The 19,183-nt window shown below is 48.0% G+C and carries 18 protein-coding genes; 6 read left to right on the top strand and 12 right to left on the bottom strand.

Going from position 1 to position 19,183, the window contains the following annotated elements; genetic code table 11:
- Window positions 1-94: 94 nt before the first annotated feature.
- From DXB92_RS07305 to panB, 11 genes are all read right to left on the bottom strand, one after another.
- Complete coding sequence (locus DXB92_RS07305) at window positions 95-2,020, bottom strand: protein kinase (RefSeq protein WP_117733369.1); 1,926 nt, start codon at window positions 2,018-2,020, stop codon at window positions 95-97.
- 196 nt (window positions 2,021-2,216) lie between these two features.
- On the bottom strand, window positions 2,217-3,491 hold the full coding sequence (locus tag DXB92_RS07300; protein WP_021682195.1) for a methionine gamma-lyase family protein: 1,275 nt from the start codon (window positions 3,489-3,491) through the stop codon (window positions 2,217-2,219).
- A gap of 3 nt (window positions 3,492-3,494) precedes the next feature.
- Window positions 3,495-4,280 carry an N-acetyltransferase gene (locus DXB92_RS07295; RefSeq protein WP_117733368.1) on the bottom strand — a complete coding sequence of 262 codons (786 nt, stop codon included), beginning with the start codon at window positions 4,278-4,280 and terminating at the stop codon, window positions 3,495-3,497.
- The gene (locus tag DXB92_RS07290) at window positions 4,277-5,314 is read right to left on the bottom strand and encodes a M42 family peptidase (RefSeq protein ID WP_117733367.1); all 1,038 of its coding nucleotides are present in this window, start codon (window positions 5,312-5,314) and stop codon (window positions 4,277-4,279) included. The genes DXB92_RS07295 and DXB92_RS07290 overlap by 4 nt, the downstream gene beginning before the upstream one ends.
- Window positions 5,308-6,327: a M42 family metallopeptidase gene (locus DXB92_RS07285; protein ID WP_117733366.1), complete on the bottom strand. Its 1,020-nt coding sequence runs from the start codon at window positions 6,325-6,327 to the stop codon at window positions 5,308-5,310. The genes DXB92_RS07290 and DXB92_RS07285 overlap by 7 nt, the downstream gene beginning before the upstream one ends.
- A 1-nt stretch (window position 6,328) precedes the next feature.
- Window positions 6,329-7,720, bottom strand: coding sequence for a UDP-N-acetylmuramoyl-L-alanine--D-glutamate ligase (murD, locus tag DXB92_RS07280; protein WP_117733365.1), 1,392 nt, complete (start codon window positions 7,718-7,720; stop codon window positions 6,329-6,331).
- Between the two features lie 93 nt (window positions 7,721-7,813).
- Window positions 7,814-8,446 carry a peptidylprolyl isomerase gene (locus DXB92_RS07275; RefSeq protein ID WP_021682190.1) on the bottom strand — a complete coding sequence of 211 codons (633 nt, stop codon included), beginning with the start codon at window positions 8,444-8,446 and terminating at the stop codon, window positions 7,814-7,816.
- Between the two features lie 306 nt (window positions 8,447-8,752).
- Window positions 8,753-9,946 (bottom strand): bifunctional phosphopantothenoylcysteine decarboxylase/phosphopantothenate--cysteine ligase CoaBC, encoded by a 1,194-nt coding sequence (gene coaBC, locus DXB92_RS07270; protein WP_117733364.1) that lies wholly within the window; start codon window positions 9,944-9,946, stop codon window positions 8,753-8,755.
- Window positions 9,947-9,958: 12 nt separating this feature from the next.
- Window positions 9,959-10,342 (bottom strand): aspartate 1-decarboxylase, encoded by a 384-nt coding sequence (panD, locus tag DXB92_RS07265; protein ID WP_021682188.1) that lies wholly within the window; start codon window positions 10,340-10,342, stop codon window positions 9,959-9,961.
- Window positions 10,339-11,199 carry a pantoate--beta-alanine ligase gene (gene panC / locus DXB92_RS07260; RefSeq protein ID WP_117733363.1) on the bottom strand — a complete coding sequence of 287 codons (861 nt, stop codon included), beginning with the start codon at window positions 11,197-11,199 and terminating at the stop codon, window positions 10,339-10,341. The genes panD and panC overlap by 4 nt, the downstream gene beginning before the upstream one ends.
- Window positions 11,196-12,038, bottom strand: coding sequence for a 3-methyl-2-oxobutanoate hydroxymethyltransferase (panB, locus tag DXB92_RS07255; RefSeq protein ID WP_117733362.1), 843 nt, complete (start codon window positions 12,036-12,038; stop codon window positions 11,196-11,198). The genes panC and panB overlap by 4 nt, the downstream gene beginning before the upstream one ends.
- A gap of 281 nt (window positions 12,039-12,319) precedes the next feature.
- Between panB and DXB92_RS07250 the strand changes: the two genes are divergently transcribed.
- The 6 genes from DXB92_RS07250 to DXB92_RS07225 all read left to right on the top strand — a co-directional run bounded on the left by DXB92_RS07250 (window position 12,320) and on the right by DXB92_RS07225 (window position 17,683).
- The gene (locus DXB92_RS07250; protein WP_181976963.1) at window positions 12,320-14,233 is read left to right on the top strand and encodes a C39 family peptidase; all 1,914 of its coding nucleotides are present in this window, start codon (window positions 12,320-12,322) and stop codon (window positions 14,231-14,233) included.
- Between the two features lie 209 nt (window positions 14,234-14,442).
- On the top strand, window positions 14,443-15,171 hold the full coding sequence (locus DXB92_RS07245) for a histidine phosphatase family protein (RefSeq protein WP_117733360.1): 729 nt from the start codon (window positions 14,443-14,445) through the stop codon (window positions 15,169-15,171).
- Window positions 15,172-15,468: 297 nt separating this feature from the next.
- Entirely contained in the window at window positions 15,469-15,849 is a 381-nt protein-coding gene (locus tag DXB92_RS07240) for a GntR family transcriptional regulator (protein ID WP_021682182.1), read from the top strand.
- Window positions 15,843-16,580, top strand: coding sequence for an ABC transporter ATP-binding protein (locus tag DXB92_RS07235; protein ID WP_117733359.1), 738 nt, complete (start codon window positions 15,843-15,845; stop codon window positions 16,578-16,580). Before DXB92_RS07240 ends, DXB92_RS07235 begins: the two co-directional genes overlap by 7 nt.
- Window positions 16,581-16,607: 27 nt before the next feature.
- Entirely contained in the window at window positions 16,608-17,459 is an 852-nt protein-coding gene (locus DXB92_RS07230; RefSeq protein WP_117733358.1) for a hypothetical protein, read from the top strand.
- The gene (locus DXB92_RS07225) at window positions 17,456-17,683 is read left to right on the top strand and encodes a hypothetical protein (RefSeq protein WP_117733357.1); all 228 of its coding nucleotides are present in this window, start codon (window positions 17,456-17,458) and stop codon (window positions 17,681-17,683) included. Before DXB92_RS07230 ends, DXB92_RS07225 begins: the two co-directional genes overlap by 4 nt.
- Before the next feature lie 48 nt (window positions 17,684-17,731).
- Here DXB92_RS07225 and DXB92_RS07220 read toward each other — a convergent pair whose 3' ends face one another.
- A complete protein-coding gene (locus DXB92_RS07220) occupies window positions 17,732-19,126 on the bottom strand; it encodes a dockerin type I repeat-containing protein (RefSeq protein WP_117733356.1) in 1,395 nt (464 codons plus the stop codon).
- Window positions 19,127-19,183 lie beyond the last annotated feature (57 nt).

The following is a 19,183-nucleotide window of genomic DNA, read 5'->3' as shown; positions in this document are numbered from 1 at the left end:
TAATTGGTATATTTCTATTATACCATATTGTCTAACAAAAGGGGAGCATTTCACTTGCTCCGCCTTTTTAATTTATTGAATTTTCAAAACCGAATTACTGTGCTGGTGCTGCGGTTTGAGCTGGTTCTGTAGCAGGCAGTTGTTCCGGTACAGTTTCTGCAAGAGCAGCTGTGGTTTCTTCTACAGGTTCTGTTTCCGGTGGTGCAGTCGTTTCCGGTTCCGGATTATAGGCATAATATACGATGACCTGATACTTGTCGTTCAGATTGATCGAATCTCCTGCCCCCAGATCGGTTTCCTGTCCGTTTTTCGTTACAACAATACGGATGACACTGCCGTTGCTATAGCCGGAACTGCTCTCTGCAGATTCGGTATAAGGAATGTTGAGTTCGTCCAGTTTTTCTCCGTAAGAGTTGTGTCCGCTTCCGGAGTAAGACGGAATCTCAACTGTTGCGGAGCCCTTGCTGACTTGTACTTTTACTTTTTTAGATGAATCAAAAGTATCGCCTACTTCATATTCCTGCCAGCAAATCTGTCCGGCAGCATACTGGTCACTGAATACTTCCTCCGCATCAAATGTGATCCACGAAGCGTATTGCGTTTTAGCATTCTCAAAGTTCTTTCCCAGAAGCTGCGGCATGACACTGTCACCCACTGCTGCCGTTGTAGTCACTTCCTGTGTTTCAGAAACAGCAGTAGTTTCAGAAATTGCTGTTGTAGTTTTACTGGATTCGGAAGAATCTCCTTTGAACAGGTCACCAGCTACCACGAATACTACAATCAGCAAAATCAACAGCAAGACAATTCCCACAATGATCGGAACACGCAGACGATCTACTGCTCCTGCCTTTTGCGGCTGGCGATAATTATCTTCTTCCTGATAATCATCATAAGCGTAATCATCAGAATAGCCAGTATCATAATTCGGATAGTTCTGGTCATCATAAGGCTGTTCCGGATATTCCGAATACGGTTCATCTGCATAAGGCTGCTGGTTTGCATATGGTTGCTGTCCGTAGCCACCATTGTCGAAACCGCCATAAATGGCATCTTCTTCCTCTGCATGTTCATCAAACAAACGAGTTACCAATTCGGTTACCGTTTTGGTACGTTCTGTTCCGTTCAGGTTCAGTCCCTGCATGATTACATTGGAAACATGACGAGGAATGTTAGGGTTCAGAACTGCCGGTGCAACCAGATTGTCATTTTCCATACGGCTGATTGCAGAGGGCGGCATAGAGCCGGTCAGAACTCTGTAAATGACCGCGCATACAGCATAGACATCTGTCCATGTGCCCTGCTGTCCGTTGGCAGAGTACTGTTCCGGTGCAGCGTATCCATTGTAAATTTCGCATTCCAGTTCCGTATTGGCAGTGCGGACTGCGGCAATAGAAAATGCTGTCAGCAGCAATTCGCCCTTATCTGTTACATAAATAGTATCTGGTGAAATTGCACGGTGCACTACGCCGGAATTGTGTAGCAGACTCAGTGTTGTCAGCAGCGGCGGTAGCATATGTGAAAGCTGTCCCCATGTCAATTCCCCGGCATTATCTTTCAGATAGTCTACAAAGCGGACACTCTGGATATATTCATCTACCACATAAGTAGTATTGTTTTCTGCAAACAGGTCTACCACTGTATTGACATGCACTTGTCCGCGAAGCCGTGCCAGTGATTTATGCAGTTCGGTGAATTCTGCCATCAGTGCCTTATATTGTGCGAGCCGTGCCGGAATCACGCTGATCACAGGTGAACCGCTGACACGATTGCACAGATTTGGTGGCATATATTCCCGCAGATACACTTTACAGCCAATGGATTGGTCATATGCAAGATAAGTGATACCTTCTCCGTTGACAGACAGTGTCACACCGACAATATAACGATTATTGAGTTTTGTTCCCGGAATGATAAAAGACGGGTCACTCGGAGCGTTGTCGTAATATCCACAATTGGGGCAGACTCCGCCAGAAAATTCTGTGCGTTCCATGCAGCCATAGCATAATTTCCGTTCTCCCAAAGCGATACCTCCTGTTTTTTGGTTCGGCAGGTTTTATTATTAAAATTCCTGGATTTGGAAATCTGTTAGGAATTCAAATTCTGCAAATTATATTTTACCAGCAACTCTAAGCGATGTCAACTGTTTTCCCTGAAATTTCATTTGATCCTGTTCAAATTGTATCCATTTGTAATAGATTTGATACTGTTTTTCGGTATCAGAGTGAAATCAATCCTTGATCCAACATCTTTTGTGCTGCCAGAAGCACGCCGATCTTTCCGGAAGTATAGGTCATGCCACCCTGCATCCAGACTGCAAATGGCTCCCGAATCGGAGCATCAGCAGACAATTCAATGGAGGCTCCCATGGTAAACGCACCAGCTGCCATGATGACTTTACTGGTATAGCCTGGCATATCCCACGCCTCTGGTACTACAAAGGAATCCACGGGAGAACCCTGCTGGATTCCCTGACAAAATGCAGTCAGATGTGCTTCATCCCCCAGACAGATCGCTTCTACAATGTCCCCACGTGTTGTACCTACTGGTGGGTGGCAGGAGAAGCCAAAGCTGCCGAACAGAGCAGCTGCAAAGTCTGCGGTTTTTAATGCATTTGCCGTGGTATCCGGTGCATGGAAGAAGCCGAGATACAATTCCCGATTCATGTCCAGTGAACAGCCTACTTCCTTGCCCATACCGATGCAGGTCAGACGCTCCGCACACTGCTGCACAAGGGCTTCCTTTCCGGCAATATAGCCGCCGGTGCGGGCAATACCGCCGCCAACATTTTTAATCATGGAACCGATCATCAGATCACAGCCAACTTCTACCGGCTCGCTGGTTTCTACGAATTCGCCGTAGCAGTTATCCACCATAATGACTGCGTCTGGATTTGTGCTGCGAACCAGTTCTGCCAGCCGTTGGATTTGTGCTACAGTCAGTGCCGGTCGTAGAGAGTACCCACGGGAACGCTGAATATAGGCAACTTTTGCTCCGCGAACGGCATCAGGAACTGCCTCATAATCCGGTGTACCGTCTTTCAAAAGCGGCACTTCCCGATAGGTCACGCCGAAATTTTTCAGAGAGCCACTCTGGGTATCGTCGTTCAATCCGATTACGCCCTCTAATGTGTCGTAAGGTCTGCCAGTCAGAGAAACCATCGTATCTCCTGTACGGAGAATACCAAACAGTGCCACTGTCAGAGCGTGCGTACCGGAAACAAAATTATGCCGTACCAGTGCATCTTCTGTGCCAAATGCAGTTGCTACGACTTTATCCAGAACCTCTCTGCCCTGATCGCCATAGCCATAACCAGTTGTGCCATAGAAACAAGGTTCACTGACACGGCTTTTCTGGAAAGCAGCCAAGACTTTGGCACCATTATAGGCAGCGTTATCCTCGATTCTGGCAAAGTCGGCTGCACAGCTTTTCTCTGCGGCTTCTGCTGCCGCAGCAAGCCTGTCGTCAATGGGGAAAAATTTTTGAATCTGCATAGCTTACAGTGCTCCTTTTTCTTGCTGTTCTTTGGGAATATCCTGTCGTTCCAGTACATATTCCGATTCAATTTCCTGAAATCCGATTTCCCGATAAAAACTGATTCGCACATCCAATGCAAACAGAGCAGCCTGTTTGCCCTCTCGTGCCAGCTCTCCAGCGATCCACCGCAGGAAATCCCGTGCATAACCGCTGCCACGCTGTGCAAGTTTTGTGGCAACTTGTCCCACCAGCACATATCCTTTCCAGTCGTACACCAGTGTCAGCGTAGAACTATTCTTATAGGTCAGCACCTGACTCATATGGTGACGGCAGCGATGCGAAACGTCTGTCAGCCAGAGCGAATATTCCAACAAATTGGGAAATCCTTCCTGCAAGATCTGATAAACATCTTGCAGCTTGGGCGTGTCATTAATGTCCTCTGGACAGAATGCCGGTGAGGGCTCTGAAGGCGTTAGCTGAAATGTGGAACGGTGGAGTTTTTGATAGTTTGGAATCTGCGATAGGATCGGCAGCAACGATGCCGGACACTCCACCCGAAATGGCAGATGCATAGCAGTGAATGTGCAGATTTCTTCTTCCGGCACATCTCCTTCGGTGCAGATCAGCAGGGTTGCATTAAACAAAAACAGCCAGCCAGTGCCGCCACAGCCTGTCACCCGAAAGAAGCGGCAGAAATCGTAGTTGCCGCCGTATGCTTTCTGATAGGCAAGCATTTGTCTGCCACGCCAGCTTTGTTCTAGAATTGCGGTTTCCGATGCTGAAAATGCAGTGATTTGTTGTATCATATCGATGAAACTTCTTCCATTATGGATTTTATCAGCAGCGGCAGCAAAGCCGTGCAAGCATCAAGGTCTTTCAAATCCGCCAGACAAGACGGCGAATGCAGATAACGGCAAGGCAAAGATATTGCCAGTGTCCGTACACCACCGCGGCTGACATGAATTGCACCGCTGTCATTTCCGCCGGCAATGCGGGATTTGGTTTGGCACGGAATCTTGTTTTTTTCGCAGATGGAAAATGCCAGACGGTATAATTCCTTATCATAAATTGCACCGCGATCCATAAAGGATATTACCGGACCTTCGCCCAGACTGCACACTTTTGCATCACCCTCTGCACCGGCAATGTCTGCGGCAGTGGTGGCTTCCAGAACCAGAGCAAATTCCGGATTGACTGTATAGGCTGCCGCTTTTGCCCCACGCAGTCCGATTTCTTCCTGCACCAGAAAAGCAGCGGTAAAATCGTAGGGGGCTTCCTGCTCCAGCAGGTGCAGCAGCATAGCACAACCTGCACGGTCATCAATTGCCTTGCTGCAAACACGGCTTTTTCCCATGCGGGTAAAGTTTGGAGCGAAATAGACATAAGTTCCCTCGCGGGCTGCTGTCCGCCGTTCTGCTTCCGGCAGAATACCCATATCCAAAACAAGTTCGTCCCACTTGGGCAATTTTTTCTTTTCGTCCGCAGACAACAGGTGCACCGGCTTTGCACCGATTACACCATGCAGATGTTCTTCACCGACCAGCACTTGCCGTCCCAGTGCAACTGATGCATCTACGCCGCCGACTGCTTCCAGACAGTATGTGCTGTCGGAGTTGACGTGAGTGACGATCATGCCGACTTCGTCCATATGGGCACTGATCATCAGCTTGTGCGGAGCACGTTTTTTTCCCTGTTTTTGTACCAGCAAACTGCCCAGCGGGTCGATTTCCCACGTAACATCTTTTCGTTCCCGCAGGACAGAGAGAATATAATTGCGAACTTCTGATTCGTCACCGGACGATGCACAGAGATTACAAAGGGTTTCAAAATGGTTCAGCATGTTCCGCACCTCCTAAGGTAAGCAGCCAGCAGTTCACCGGTTTTTTTCACATCAGAGATCTGAATTACTTCTGCCGGTGTGTGCATATACCGCAGCGGTATGGATACCGTTCCGGCACAAACGCCGCCCTTTGTGACAGAAAAGCAGTCTGCATTGGTACCAGTTCTGCCGGACATCACTTCCGGCTGCCATGCGATTTTTTCTGCATCTGCTGCTGCAATTAAATCATCAGTAACTTTACGGGAAAGAGAAGGAGAAATGCCGATCATCGGACCTTTTCCCATGCTGCCGCATTTTGTGGCATCACCGTTGTGTTCCAGTGCAAATGTCACATCTACAGCGAGGGCAATATCCGGCTCAATGTCATAGGCACCGATCGTGGCACCGCGTTCGCTGGTTTCTTCCTGTGTGGAAAACAGAATGGAGCAGCTGCATGGCAGTTCTTCTCCCTGTATCAGAAACAGAGCATAGAGAATAGAAGCCATGCCGCAGCGGTCGTCCAGAGAACGGCTGCATACAAAATCGGATTGCAGCGGTACAAGCGGCATATCGAAAGAAACAGTATCTCCTGCTTCTACCAGTTGCTCCAGTTCTTCTTTGGTATATCCGGTATCAATTGCAAGTTCTGTGACAGAGAGCACATGTTCTTCGCCGTTCTGCAAGTGCGGCGGCATACAGCAAATCACACCGGCAACGTCCTGTTTTCCATGAATTACGACACGCTGTGCTGGCATGAACCGACAGTCCAACCCGCCGGCATTTCCAACACGGACAAAACCGTCCTCTGTAATCGCAGTGACCAGAAAGCCCACCTGATCCATATGGGCATCTAACAGCACATGTGGCTTGCCGCTTTGGCGTTCGCCCAGTATGCCAATGACATTTCCCTGTCGCTGTTCAACAGTGTCACAGTACGGTATCAGCAGTTCCTGAGCCACCGCAGCAATGCTGTTTTCACTGCCGGACACGCCGGAAGCTGCTGTCAGCTGTTCCAGCAAATTCAACAAATCCATGTCAGTGCAGCTCCTTTACCAGATTTTTATAGTGGATTCCTCTTGCTTCAAAGTTCGGATAGAGGTCGAAGCTTGCACAAGCCGGCGACAGTGTAACAATATCCCCCGTCTTGGCACGTTTTCTTGCCTCCTGTACTGCTTCTTCCATGGAGCCAACATGTACCAGCTCCGGAGCACCTTCCTGATAGAACTGGCTGCTGCGGATCGCTGCTTCGATTTTATCTGCGGTTACGCCCATGAGCAATACCAGCTTCACCTGTTTGCAGACGGTATCTGCCATTGGCTCAAAGGGGATCTTCTTATCATATCCGCCCATAATGACAATCAGTTTCTGTTGGAAAGAACGCAGTCCAGCCAGTACACGTGTCGGACTGGTGGCAATGCTGTCATTGTACCACTTGACACCGTCCAGTTCGCGGACGAATTCGATACGATGTTCTACACCGCCGAAATTCTTTGCCACATACTGTATATCTTCGACAGAAACTGTGCCCCATACGGCATTGATCGCAGCCAGGTAGTTTTCTACATTGTGCATGCCCGGAATCCGAATGTCATTCATGTTGACAACCGGTGTGTCCTTGCCGTCTTTGGTAAAGCACAGCATACCATCTTCCCGCAGATAGGTGCCGAATTCCGGTTTGGTTCTGCGGGAAAACGTAGTCAGCGTGCCGCGAACCATTGATGCCAGATGCATAGTGGGTTCGTTGTCCAGATTCAGAATGGTTCTGGAGAATGCATCCTGATGTGCAATCAGATTGGTTTTGGCATAGATATATTCTTCCATCGTGCCGTGTACGTCCAGATGATTCGGAGCAATATTGGTAATGACTGCAACGTCCGGCGACTGCCGCATGGACAGCAGCTGGAAGCTGGAAAGTTCTACGACAGCCACATCATCTTCGCGGATTTCTTCAATAATCGGCAGCAGAGCACGACCAATATTGCCGCCCTTGTGTACACGAAAACCAGCACGGGACAGGAACTCTGAGATCAGTGTGGTGGTTGTAGTCTTACCGTCTGAACCGGTCACGGCATAGATCTTGCACGGACAGAGAGAGAAGAATACTTCCATTTCGGAGGTGATAACAACGCCCTTTTTGCGTGCTTCCTGCAATTTTTCGTTGTGATAGTACATGCCTGGTGAACGGAAAACTACATCATAATCAGTCAGAGAATCCAGATAGCTGTCCCCCAGACAGAATTTGACTCCGAGAGATTCAAATTCTGTGTAGACTTTTCCCAGCTGTTCCGGATTCTTGCGGTCCAGCAGAGTAACATCAATGCCCTTTTTGCGGAACAGGCGGATAATATCTCCATTTGTAACACCGGTTCCGATAAATGCCACGCGGCTGTTCTGCATGGTTTCAAAAAAACGTGCAACGTTATGCATAATTGCTTTCCTCCTAGCTTGTGACAGAACAGCAGGCACGATCAAATGGATACGTGCCTGCTGCAAATCATTCTTTTGAACAATAAAAATGACTTATTCGTTCAGAAAATCATTCATGGTGATTTCTACGCGGGGATTGCCGTCAGAATCGTCGTCAATCATTTTTACCTTTTCCATAACAATGTCCTGATTCGGTGAGGACTGTGCACCATCTGAACCCAGAGAACGCTCTACCTTCAGGAAAGAATCTACTACGTCCATACCTTCGGTAACTTTTCCGAATGCAGCATATTGTCCGTCCAGAAATGTGTCATCATCAGAATAGCAGATGAAGAACTGGCTGGAAGCACTGTCCGGATCGTTGGATCTTGCCATGGAAACTACACCACGGGTATGAGAAAGATTGTTTTCTACGCCGTTTTGAGAGAATTCGCCCTTGATCGTTTCAGAGCTGCCGCCGGTACCGTCACCGCTCGGATCGCCGCCCTGTGCCATAAAACCATCTACTACACGGTGGAACTTCAGACCGTCATAAAAGCCGTCCTTGACCAGCTTTTCAAAGTTTTCACAAGTGATCGGTGCTTCGTCCGGATACAGTGTGATGACAAAAGAACTGCCGTCTGCTGTAGAAGAATCCGACTTGGACGAACCGCAGGCTCCGAGGGTTCCCATCATCATAACAGCACTGATGCCCAGTGCCAGAAATTTTAAACTACGTTTTTTCATATTGCATTGCCTTTCTGTGAGAACTCGGCAATTTGCCGATTCTGCTGATTTTTTCGGCATCCCCTTTTCGGAGTGCCAGCAGAGTTTGCCTTGTATCTTTCAGAGCGAACTGGAAGGTAAAATAAACTCCTACGGATAAATGATATTATAGCATGTTTTCTTTGGAATTGCAAGACTTTTTTGTTATGGAAACACTGCATAAAGCTTGTGCGTAAGATGTGTAGTCAGATTTTTCCGCAGATTGCACAGAAATTCCGCAGGCAGATTGCGTGCAAAGCCGTCAGGCGGGCTTTATGCAGTGCTTCCTTATGATAACGTCTTTGCAATGACATCTAAAATTGCGTGTCCCACAGCTTCCTTGGATTGCAGCGGCAATTCTTGTTCTTTTTGAGCCTGTATCAGTGTTACTACGTTGGTATCGGTGCCAAAGCCGGCACCAGCAACTTTTAGATTGTTGGCACAGATCATATCCAAGTGTTTTCGCTTCAGTTTGGCTCTGGAATTTTCCAGCATGTGCTGGGTTTCCATAGAGAAGCCGCAGAGAAACTGTCCTGCTGGCTTATGTTCGCCCAGATATGCCAGAATGTCCTTTGTACGGGAAAGCGGTAAGACTGCATCTCCTGCCTGTTTTTTCTGTTTTTCCGCAGAAACTGTTGCCGGACGGTAGTCTGCCACAGCAGCCGCCATAATAATGGCATTCTGTTCCGCAGCCCGTTTGGTCACTTCCTGATACATTTCCTCTGCAGAGGTCACAGCAACAGTTTGTACAAAAGGCGGCGGTGTGATTGCCGTAGGACCAGTTACCAGTGTCACATCTGCTCCGCGGAGCATGGCACATCGTGCCAGTGCATATCCCATTTTACCGGTGGAATGGTTTGTCAGGTAACGCACCGGATCTACAGCTTCTTGTGTTGGCCCCGCAGTGACCAGTATCTTTTTGCCCTGCAAGTCTTTTTTGCAGGCGATTTCCCGCAGAATCCAATCCAGAAGCATTTCCGGTTCCGGCATTTTTCCCGCTCCCACGTCATGGCACGCCAGCATTCCCACAGCCGGTGCAATGATTTTGTAACCGAATCGTTCCAGCTTTTGCAGGTTGTCCTGCACAATGGGATTCTCGTACATGTGAGTATTCATGGCAGGCGAAATCAACACCGGTGCGGTGCTTGCCATAACAGTTGTGGTCAACATGTCATCAGCGATTCCGTTGGCGATTTTTCCGATCACGTTGGCGGAAGCCGGTGCAATCAGCATGACATCTGCTTTTTTTGCCAAACTGACATGTGCCACATCAAACTGAAAGTTTCGGTCAAAGGTATCGATCAGACATTTGTTTCCGGTCAGTGTTTCAAAAGTGATCGGCGTAATAAAATTTGTTGCGTTCTGTGTCATCAGCACATGCACATCAGCATGCAGCTTTACCAGTTTGCTGGCAAGAGAAGCGATCTTATAAGCCGCAATGCTTCCGGTTACGCCGAGAACGACTGTTTTTCCCTGCAGCATGTTCTCACCGCCTTATGCCAGTTCGCCGTGTTTTTCATAGTGGGAGATTTTTGCCACGGCGTTGTGCTCGTCCACCAGAACAACTTTCGGCTGCATGGTTTTGGCTTCTTCCGGTGTTACCTGAGCATAGGACATCAAAATCACCTTATCGCCGGTCTGTGCCTGTCGTGCAGCAGCACCGTTCAGGCAGATCACACCGCTGCCACGTTCACCGGCAATGGTATATGTCAAAAAGCGGTTGCCATTTGCGATGTTGACCACCTGTACCGCTTCATATTCCAGAATGCCGGCAGCGTCCAGCAAATCTGCATCCACAGTGATGCTGCCCACATAATTCAGTTCTGCCTGTGTTACAGTAGCACGGTGAATCTTGCCTTTCAGCATGGTGATATTCATTCAGCGGTACCTCCTGCCTGCATCATGAAGTTGTCGATCAGACGTGTCTTTCCGATATAAACCGCAATTGCTGCCAGAAACGGTCTGTCCAGCTTCGGAATCTGCTGCATAGTCATCAGGTCAACAACTTTTACATAATCGATTTTTGCCAGCGGCTCGGCTTCGATAATCTTGGTCATTGCCTGTACCAGCTTTGCTGCATCAGTTTCTCCGGCTTCTGCCAGCTGCTTTCCGGCAAAAATGCTCTTGCTTAACACCAGTGCGGCTTTGCGTTCCGCAGGACTAAGGTAAGTGTTTCTGGAACTCTTTGCCAGACCATCACTTTCCCGCACAATAGGGCAGCCGACGATTTCTACGTTCATATTCAAATCCAGCACCATACGGCGGATAACCGCCAGCTGCTGGGCATCTTTTTCGCCGAAATAGGCTTTGTCCGGCTGGACGATATGCAGCAGCTTGGACACAACGGTGCAGACACCGCGGAAGTGTACCGGACGGCTCAAGCCACAGAGCTCTTTGGTGAGAACGTCCATATCCACAAAGCTGCAAAAGCCCTTGGGATACATTTCTTCCGGTGTAGGGTGGAAGATCAGTGCGGCACCAGTACTCTCGCAGAGTGCAGCATCGTGTTCCAGATCCCGCGGATAGCTTTCCAGATCTTCGTTGGGTCCGAACTGGGTCGGATTGACAAAGACGCTGACCACAACACGGTTGTTCTGTGCACAGGCTTTCGCAATCAGGCTCTGATGTCCTTCGTGCAGGTAACCCATGGTAGGAACCAATCCGACGGTCAGTCCTTCTTTTCGCCAAGCCTTGACTTGTTCCTGTACTTCTGCAACTGTTTCTACGATTTTCATGCTTGTGCCTCCTGTTCCAGCTGTGCCATTACTTCGTCAGAAATGGCAAACGAATGTTCTTCTGTGGGAAAATTCCCCTCTTGTATTTCACTGCGGTACGACGCGAATGCTTCCTGCATCACTTTTCCGACTTCGGCAAATTTCCGGACAAACTTCGGACGGTAGTCTGAGAACATGCCCAGCATGTCCTGATATACCAGTACCTGTCCGTCGCAGCCTGCTCCGGCACCAATGCCAATTGTGGGAATATGCAGTGTCTTGGTGACCAATGCAGCCAGCTTTGCCGGCACACACTCCATGACTAATGCAAAGGCTCCGGCTTCCTCTACCGCTTTGGCATCTTCCAGCAGCTGCCTTGCTGCATCAGCAGTTTTGCCCTGCACTTTGAATCCGCCCAGCGTGTTGACAGACTGTGGCGTCATGCCCAGATGTGCTACTACCGGAATGGAAGCGTTGACAATGGCACGAATCTGTTCACATACCAGCTTGCCGCCCTCCAGCTTCACAGCACCGGCTCTGCCCTCTTTCATCAGCCTGCCGGCATTGACAACTGCGTCATAAACAGAGGTCTGATAGGACAAAAACGGCATGTCTGCTACAACCATAGCATTCTGTACACCTCTGGAAACCGCAGCGGTATGGTGGATCATGTCTTCCATAGTCACAGAAATGGTGTCGGAATAGCCGAGGATTACATTCCCCAGCGAGTCGCCGACTAACAGCATATCCATGCCGGCTTCGTCCATCAGCTTCGCGGTGGTGTAGTCATAACAGGTGAGCATCGCAATTTTTTCTCCCCGTTCTTTCATCGCCTGAAGCGTCTGTACCGTTTGTTTCATAAATCAATTCCTCCAAACAGAGAATAGTACAATTTCCCATGGGGAATACTGTCCAGTATCTATCATAGCAGAAAGATGTGAAAATGTCAAGGCGGAAAGAACGATTTTCCGATTCTGGATTCCTGAAAAAGTGACAGCTTTTCTGGTGAAAACCCTACTCATTTTTGAGAAATATGCTGAAAATTCGCAAAGCATTGACAACGCAATTTTGTTCTCGTATAATAGTAATTAGAAACATTTACATGCAACATGGACAGCGAAAGGATACACTCATGCATCACATGCAAAAAATATGGATTGGGACAGGAACTGTTGCCGCGGCGATTCTGGGATTGTCGCTTCTGACAACTCCTGCGTATGCAGATGAAACAATAGAAACGATCCCGCCGGTTGCCACCGCAACAACACAGTCGGAGCAGTTGACTACAGGCTGGGTGCATCAGGCGGACGGTTCTATTATTTACTATGATACCGATGGCAATAAGCTGACTGGCACACAGGAAATTGACGGAAAATATTACGTGTTTTCGGAAAGTGGTGTACTGCTTACCGGCTGGCAGACTGTCAATGGGAATCGGTACTACTATGACAAAGAGACTGGGGAATCACAGTTCGGCTGGCTGGATTGGAACGGCAGCCGGTATTACATTCAGGAAGACACTGGTAAACAAACCGGTTGGCTGGTTTTGGAGAATAACAACATTTCCCGCCGGTATTTCTTCAATGCAGACGGTGTTTTGCAGACCGGTTTCTTTCGTGCGGAAGAAGGCAGCCCGATCTACTACGCCGAAGCAGATGGTGCAGTGCTGAAAGGCGGGATCCATGAGATCGACGGTGCTCCCTACTGGTTCTATGAAGACGGAGCGTTGCACACTGGCTGGCAGACAGTTGACGGTAAGCGGTATTTTTACGATCCGGAAACCGGTGCGATCACGTTCGGCTGGATCAGCTGGAACAACCGGAATTACTATATTTCTGAAGAAAAGGGAAAATATACTGGTCTGGAGCAGGTAGACGGAGAATATTATCCGTTCTCGGAAGAAAACGGTGCTATTCAAGAGGGCATGCAGAAGATGCCGGATGGCACGACTCGTTATTATTACAATAACGGTGCATTCCACAGAGGCTGGTTCTATCAGAACAACCAGACATATTATTTTGACGAAAAAAATGGTTCTATGGTCACTGGTTGGCAAAGCATTAGTGGTGCCACCTATTATTTTCAGGCAGACGGTGCTGCAAAGACTGGCTGGCTGAAAGAAAATGGCAAGCTGTACTATTTCGGAGCAGATGCCCAGCTTTGCACTGGCTGGCAGACAATTGACGGCAAACGATATTGTTTCCGGACAGACGGTTCTGCGGTCATCGGCTGGCAAAAAGCTGCCAATGGTTTCAGCTATTATTTTCAGGCAGACGGTTCCATGGCAATCGGCTGGCTGGACATTGACAAGAACAGATATTATTTTCAGAAAGATGGCATTCCGGCTCATGGTGTCACGGTGATTGACGGAAAGTCTTACCTTTTTGCGGACGATACCGGCATTCTGCAATGCAGTAAAACAGTAAATGGTATTACCACTGATAGCAACGGCGTTATCACAAAGCGGCAGTTGTCAGTAAAATATATCAGCCAGAGTGGATTCCCTACCGGCTGTGAAAGTGCCAGTGCTGTCATGCTGTTGCAAAACGCTGGCTACAACGTCAGCGTTGCCGATTTTGTGGACAAGTATCTGGATAAGGGCGGCTTTACATGGAAAAACGGTATACAGTACGGACCAGACCCCAACAGCAAGTTTGTGGGAGATCCGCGTTCTTCCAGCGGGTTTGGCTGCTATGCTCCGGTGCTTACAAAAGCCATGAACAAGATTCTTGGAAACGGCAAGACTGCAAAGAATCTGACTGGTACTGCTTTCACGTCCCTGCTGACGGATTATATTGACAATGGTATTCCAGTGGCGGTCTGGGCTTCAATTAACATGGTAAATGTGGACAACGGCAGACAGTGGGTCATTCCGGAAACGGGTCAATTGTTCACTTGGAAACGGCATGAGCATTGTCTGGTGCTGGTGGGCTATGATGCGGAATATTACTACATGAATGATCCGTACCAGAGCAAGGGACTGGTTGCCTATAAACGCAGCGTGGTGGAAGCACGATATGCACAAATGGGCTATCAGGCAGTTGTCATTCTATAATCATGAACCACAGCACACAAGGCAATACCGCACAAAGAGCGTCTGGCGACTTTGTACGCCATCTGCTTGCAAATTTCTCGTCATATTTCACAAAAATGCTCGTGAATACATCAAGTATTCACTCCGCTTTTTGTTTCATCTGACGAAAAATTTGACGACGCATCTGTCGCACAATCTTTGTGCGGTATTGCCATAAAAGGAGGCTTCTGATGAAAATTTTATTGATTCGTCATGGTGATCCGGATTATGAAAAAGATTCTTTGACGGAAAAAGGCTGGCACGAAGCAGAACTGCTGGCACAGCGTATGGCAGAACTGGAAATTCAATCGTTTTATGTTTCTCCGTTGGGACGTGCCAAAGACACGGCTTCCTGCACACTGAAAAAAATGGGGCGGGAAGCAGAAGAATTGGCGTGGCTGCGGGAATTCCATGCACCGATTCCGGATTTCCACACGGGAGAACCTCGTATTCCGTGGGATCAGCTTCCTGCTGACTGGACCGCAGAACCGAAATATTATGACAATATCCGCTGGGCAGAAACTTTGCCGATGCTGGAAGGACATGTGATCGATGAGGCGAATCGTGTCTGGAATGGGCTGGACGAAGTACTGGCAAAGCACGGATATGTCCGGAACGGCAATTATTATGATGCTGTATCTCCCAATGAGGATACATTGGCGTTTTTCTGCCACTTCGGCGTTACATGCGTCATGTTAAGTCATTTGCTGGGGATTTCCCCTATGATCTTGTGGCATGGCTTCTGTGCGGCTCCAACTTCTGTTACTTCTCTGATTACTGAGGAACGGCGAAAGGGTGTGGCACTGTTTCGCATGAATGCTTTCGGTGATACGGCTCACCTGTTTGCCAATCATGAGGAGCCGGCATTTGCAGCAAGATTCTGTGAAACCTTTGCCAATCAGGAACAGCGGCATGACTAAGGAAACACTGAATAAAGCTTGTGCGTAAGATGCGTAGTCAGATTTTTTGGCAGATTGCGTGCAAAGCCGTCAGGCTGGCTTTATGCAGTGTTTCCCTAAGACTGCCCTGTACAACGTATATCACATAGAGTAATTTACAGCTGTTATTGTCTGTTCTTTCAGGCGGCAACAGCTGTTTTTTTACGCAATTTCCGGCAAATACAGACTTTTTTCAAAAACCTCTTGACAAATCTACAGATATAGTGTACTATATAGCTAGTGAACTAGTCACCCAGCCAATTGGAAAGGAGCAGGCAAATGAACTTTCAGGCAAACTACCCCATTTATCTGCAAATCGCTGAAGACATCAAGCGTCGCATTGTCATCGGCGAATTAAAGGCAGGCGATAAACTGCCGTCCAATGCAGAACTTGCTCTTGCCTACCAAGTAAACCCCAATACGGTACAGCGAATCTATCGCCAGCTGGAGGCAGAGGGCATCTCCTATACCAAACGCGGCATCGGCACGTTCCTCATGGAAAATCCGGAAATGCCGGAGCAGCTGCGGCAGGAGATCGGCGAGAAACTAAGTGCACAATTTCTCGCCCAGATGGCAACTTATCATTTTTCCAAAGAAGAAATCATACACTTGCTGGAAGCACAGGCACAGCAACAGGAGAAAGAAGGCACATCATGCTGAAATTTGAACATGTTACAAAAGTTTACGGCGGGAAAAAGGCTCTCAACGATCTGAGCATCTCTTTCCAGTCCGGTCATGTCTATGCACTGGTCGGTCCCAACGGCAGCGGAAAAAGCACAATGATGAAAGCTGCTGCCGGTCTGGTAAAGGCGAACACCGGCAGCGTTACCTATCAGGATATGCCGATTGGTGTGGAATCCAAAAAGCATATTTCTTACATGAGCACGGAGCCATTTTATTATGATTATATGAAGATTCGCGATGTGGGACAGTTTTATGCGGACTTTTTCGAGGATTTCGACGGATCTCGGTTCGCTTCCCTGCTGCAATTCATGCAGCTGACACCGGATCTGAAAGTCAAGGCGTTGTCCTCTGGCATGGCGGCAAAGCTGAAAATTGCGGCAACACTTTCCCGCAATGCGGAAGTCTGCATGCTGGACGAACCGCTGAATGGCATTGATCTGATCGGACGTGACCAGATCATTCAGAGTATCCTCCGTGCTGCCAATCCCAATGCAACCATTCTGATTTCCAGTCACCTGTTTGACGAACTGGAACCGATCGTAGACCATATCGTTATGATGGCTAACGGTTCTCTGGTGCTGGAGGGCGAACTGGAAGAAATTCGCACACGGTATGGGAAGTCGATTTCCGATTTGTATCGGGAGTATTTTTCCGGTGTTTCGCAGCCGGCATTTCCGCAGAATCCACCGGTCAATCCGACTGTATAACTTTATAACGTAAAGGAGAATTTGATTATGGGTACTTTGTTAAAATATGAATTCCGCCGTTCCCGTGTGATTTTTCTGGGGATTATCGGCGTAACGCTTCTGGTAGAACTACTGTATCTGGTTGGCTGGTGCTTCAAGCTTGAAACACCACTGCTTCTGGGAATCATCGGCGGCGTGCTCTGTCTGGCATTCGGGGCAATGGCAATCTTGCTCTATGGAGTTATCATGTTCAACGATGACATTTCTAAAAAGCCGGGCTATCTGCTCTTTTCCACGCCCCGGAGTGCTGCCCAGATCGTTGGAGCAAAGCTGCTCATGACATTGCTGGCACTGTTGGGGATCACAGTTCTGTTTACCCTGCTGATCGCAGTGGATGTCTTTCTGGCATTGCAGAGAAATGGGACTTCGATTGTTGCTCTGCTGTCCATGTTTGATGCTTCGATCACAGAAAGCGGTCTGAAAGATGCTCTGTTCAACGGCTATAACTTTTTCGGATTGGCAATGTACATTCTGAATATGGTGATCTCGTTTATTTTCCAGGTCATTACAGCATATGTTGTGATTACTCTGCTGAAAACTGTAATGGGCAATCAGAAAGGACGCACCATTCTGGCAGTGATTCTCTGGTTTGTGATTATCAATGCGGTCAGCATGTTGGGCGGACTGTTCACAACGCATCTGGCTTCTGGTCTGGATAACGAAGGAGAAATCATGCTCACACAGGAAAGCGGACTATCCAGCACAGTGTTCTTGGGAGATTTTCTCCACGTGTTGTTTCAGCCGGCAATCTATCTGCCGACTATGCTGCTCTGCATTGCAGGCTCTGTAGCGGGTTACCTGCTGACTGTATGGATGATGGAAAAGAAGCTGAGCGTATGAGTATGCACAAACGCAAAAAGACGATTCTGCCGGAACAGGAATTTCCGGAGAAAAAATGCGTTCTTATCGGTATTGTCATTGGCGTGTCCCTTGGACTGCTGTTGGGCGTGACTTGCGGAAGCTTACTATGCGGAAGTTTGCCGCTGGGAATCTGCATTGGCGGAGCCGCCGGATTTTGTCTGGGGCTTGCCGTTGGTACAGCATTTCAGAAAAAACAATCGTAAATCAGAACACCGCACAAAGCTGCTGAATTTGCTTTGTGCGGTGTTGTTTTATTTTGTCAGATAATGTTCGTACAAGGGAATGGCTTGGTGAATGGCAAAAGTGGTGCGATAGCGATATTCTGCCAAATCCGACTGCATCTCTGCAATGGCGGAATTGATGTATCCGACATGTTCCTTTTCTTCCTCGTAGAATGTCACATGATCGCCCTCGCTGGTTTCCGCTGCCTGCAGAGCAATTTCCAGATTACAGTCATTGGATTCGGCATAATCCAAAGCCGATTTTTCTGCACCAGTCTGCACTTGTGCTACCAGTTTCTCTACAGCAGAAGCACTGTCCCGATATGCCATTAAAATGGTGTTGTTGGAAATTTTCGTAATTGTATCGTAGACGTTTTTCACTGTACCGTCATCATCAGTATAGGTATACCGCGGAATCCAGAATGGCAGACAATAAGACACCGACAGATTTTTTGAATCGGCATATTTCTGGGCAGTTTCTATAAATTTTATCTGTTGGTATCGGGCACTGTCATTGTTTTTCCAGTTAAATTCGGAATTCGTCCAGACTTCTACATCATAGGAAACACCGGCAATTCGAGCATCTGCATCGACTGATTGGTTGTATTCTTCTACACGGTCAAAGACACGGTAAATGGCGGTCTGGTAAGTATCTTCATACAGCCATGTTTTTTCGCCAGTCAGCAGGTAAACTTTCATGTTGCGGGCGTAGGCATTCTTTACAAAAGTTGCTACCATGTCTGCATTGTTCACCAGTTTATTGGCACCAATAGAGTAGTAGATCTCCGTAATGCCGTAAAATTCCATGGCATCTAAGAATTGATTCTGCACTGTCGTATTATTATCGATTCCGTAAAGCGCTGCCTTGCTGCCCTTCCAGTACCATGTTGCCCGATTCATGTTGGTTTCTGTATTGACCACATAAACATCCTTGGTTGCGGCATTGTACAGATATTGTGTGGTGTCTGATAAGCCAATAGCATCGGAATGTACCAGATAGAATCGATCGACCGAATAATCCAGCGGACGGCCCATTTTTTCCTCAATGGCACTTTTCAGTTCTCCTGCGATTTGATAGTTGTATTCCGATTTGGAAATATAACCGTTCTGAACGGCATCAGCATATGTCATGCCAACCAGTTTTTCCAATGGGCTGTTCTCTGCCGGCGAAACCAACGCCTGTCGCATTAGGCAAAGGTCTTGTGCGTCCAGCTTTTCGTCTGCTGAAAAATCTCCCGCCTGCCAGTCGGCAAGCTTTGTGTTTGACTCTGCCAAAAGCCACTTTTGCAGAGAAACTATATCCGCTGTGGAAAATTTGCCGTCTGCATTGACATCACCTTTTCCCTCTGTCGCAGATACCGGCGAATATGGCATGGAATAGGCTGCCAACAGGAATGCGAAAATCATCGCTAGTGTTTTTTTCATAGATTTTATTTCCTCTCAATAAAATAACCTAAGGCAATACCGCACAAAGAGCGTCTA

The organism is Ruminococcus sp. OM06-36AC, assembly GCF_003438725.1.
Taxonomy (GTDB): Bacteria; Bacillota; Clostridia; order Oscillospirales; family Ruminococcaceae; genus Ruminococcus_C; species Ruminococcus_C callidus.
Note: the sequence above shows the minus strand (reverse complement) of the source record. Positions and strands in the feature narration are given on the sequence as shown.

Coding starts and splice junctions, on each gene's coding strand:
- DXB92_RS07300 (WP_021682195.1), bottom strand. CDS start 3,491: ATGCAGATTCAAAAATTTTTCCCCATTGACGACAGGCTTGCTGCGGCA.
- DXB92_RS07295 (WP_117733368.1), bottom strand. CDS start 4,280: ATGATACAACAAATCACTGCATTTTCAGCATCGGAAACCGCAATTCTA.
- DXB92_RS07290 (WP_117733367.1), bottom strand. CDS start 5,314: ATGCTGAACCATTTTGAAACCCTTTGTAATCTCTGTGCATCGTCCGGT.
- DXB92_RS07285 (WP_117733366.1), bottom strand. CDS start 6,327: ATGGATTTGTTGAATTTGCTGGAACAGCTGACAGCAGCTTCCGGCGTG.
- murD (WP_117733365.1), bottom strand. CDS start 7,720: ATGCATAACGTTGCACGTTTTTTTGAAACCATGCAGAACAGCCGCGTG.
- DXB92_RS07275 (WP_021682190.1), bottom strand. CDS start 8,446: ATGAAAAAACGTAGTTTAAAATTTCTGGCACTGGGCATCAGTGCTGTT.
- coaBC (WP_117733364.1), bottom strand. CDS start 9,946: ATGCTGCAGGGAAAAACAGTCGTTCTCGGCGTAACCGGAAGCATTGCG.
- panD (WP_021682188.1), bottom strand. CDS start 10,342: ATGAATATCACCATGCTGAAAGGCAAGATTCACCGTGCTACTGTAACA.
- panC (WP_117733363.1), bottom strand. CDS start 11,199: ATGAAAATCGTAGAAACAGTTGCAGAAGTACAGGAACAAGTCAAGGCT.
- panB (WP_117733362.1), bottom strand. CDS start 12,038: ATGAAACAAACGGTACAGACGCTTCAGGCGATGAAAGAACGGGGAGAA.
- DXB92_RS07250 (WP_181976963.1), top strand. CDS start 12,320: ATGCAAAAAATATGGATTGGGACAGGAACTGTTGCCGCGGCGATTCTG.
- DXB92_RS07245 (WP_117733360.1), top strand. CDS start 14,443: ATGAAAATTTTATTGATTCGTCATGGTGATCCGGATTATGAAAAAGAT.
- DXB92_RS07240 (WP_021682182.1), top strand. CDS start 15,469: ATGAACTTTCAGGCAAACTACCCCATTTATCTGCAAATCGCTGAAGAC.
- DXB92_RS07235 (WP_117733359.1), top strand. CDS start 15,843: ATGCTGAAATTTGAACATGTTACAAAAGTTTACGGCGGGAAAAAGGCT.
- DXB92_RS07230 (WP_117733358.1), top strand. CDS start 16,608: ATGGGTACTTTGTTAAAATATGAATTCCGCCGTTCCCGTGTGATTTTT.
- DXB92_RS07225 (WP_117733357.1), top strand. CDS start 17,456: ATGAGTATGCACAAACGCAAAAAGACGATTCTGCCGGAACAGGAATTT.
- DXB92_RS07220 (WP_117733356.1), bottom strand. CDS start 19,126: ATGAAAAAAACACTAGCGATGATTTTCGCATTCCTGTTGGCAGCCTAT.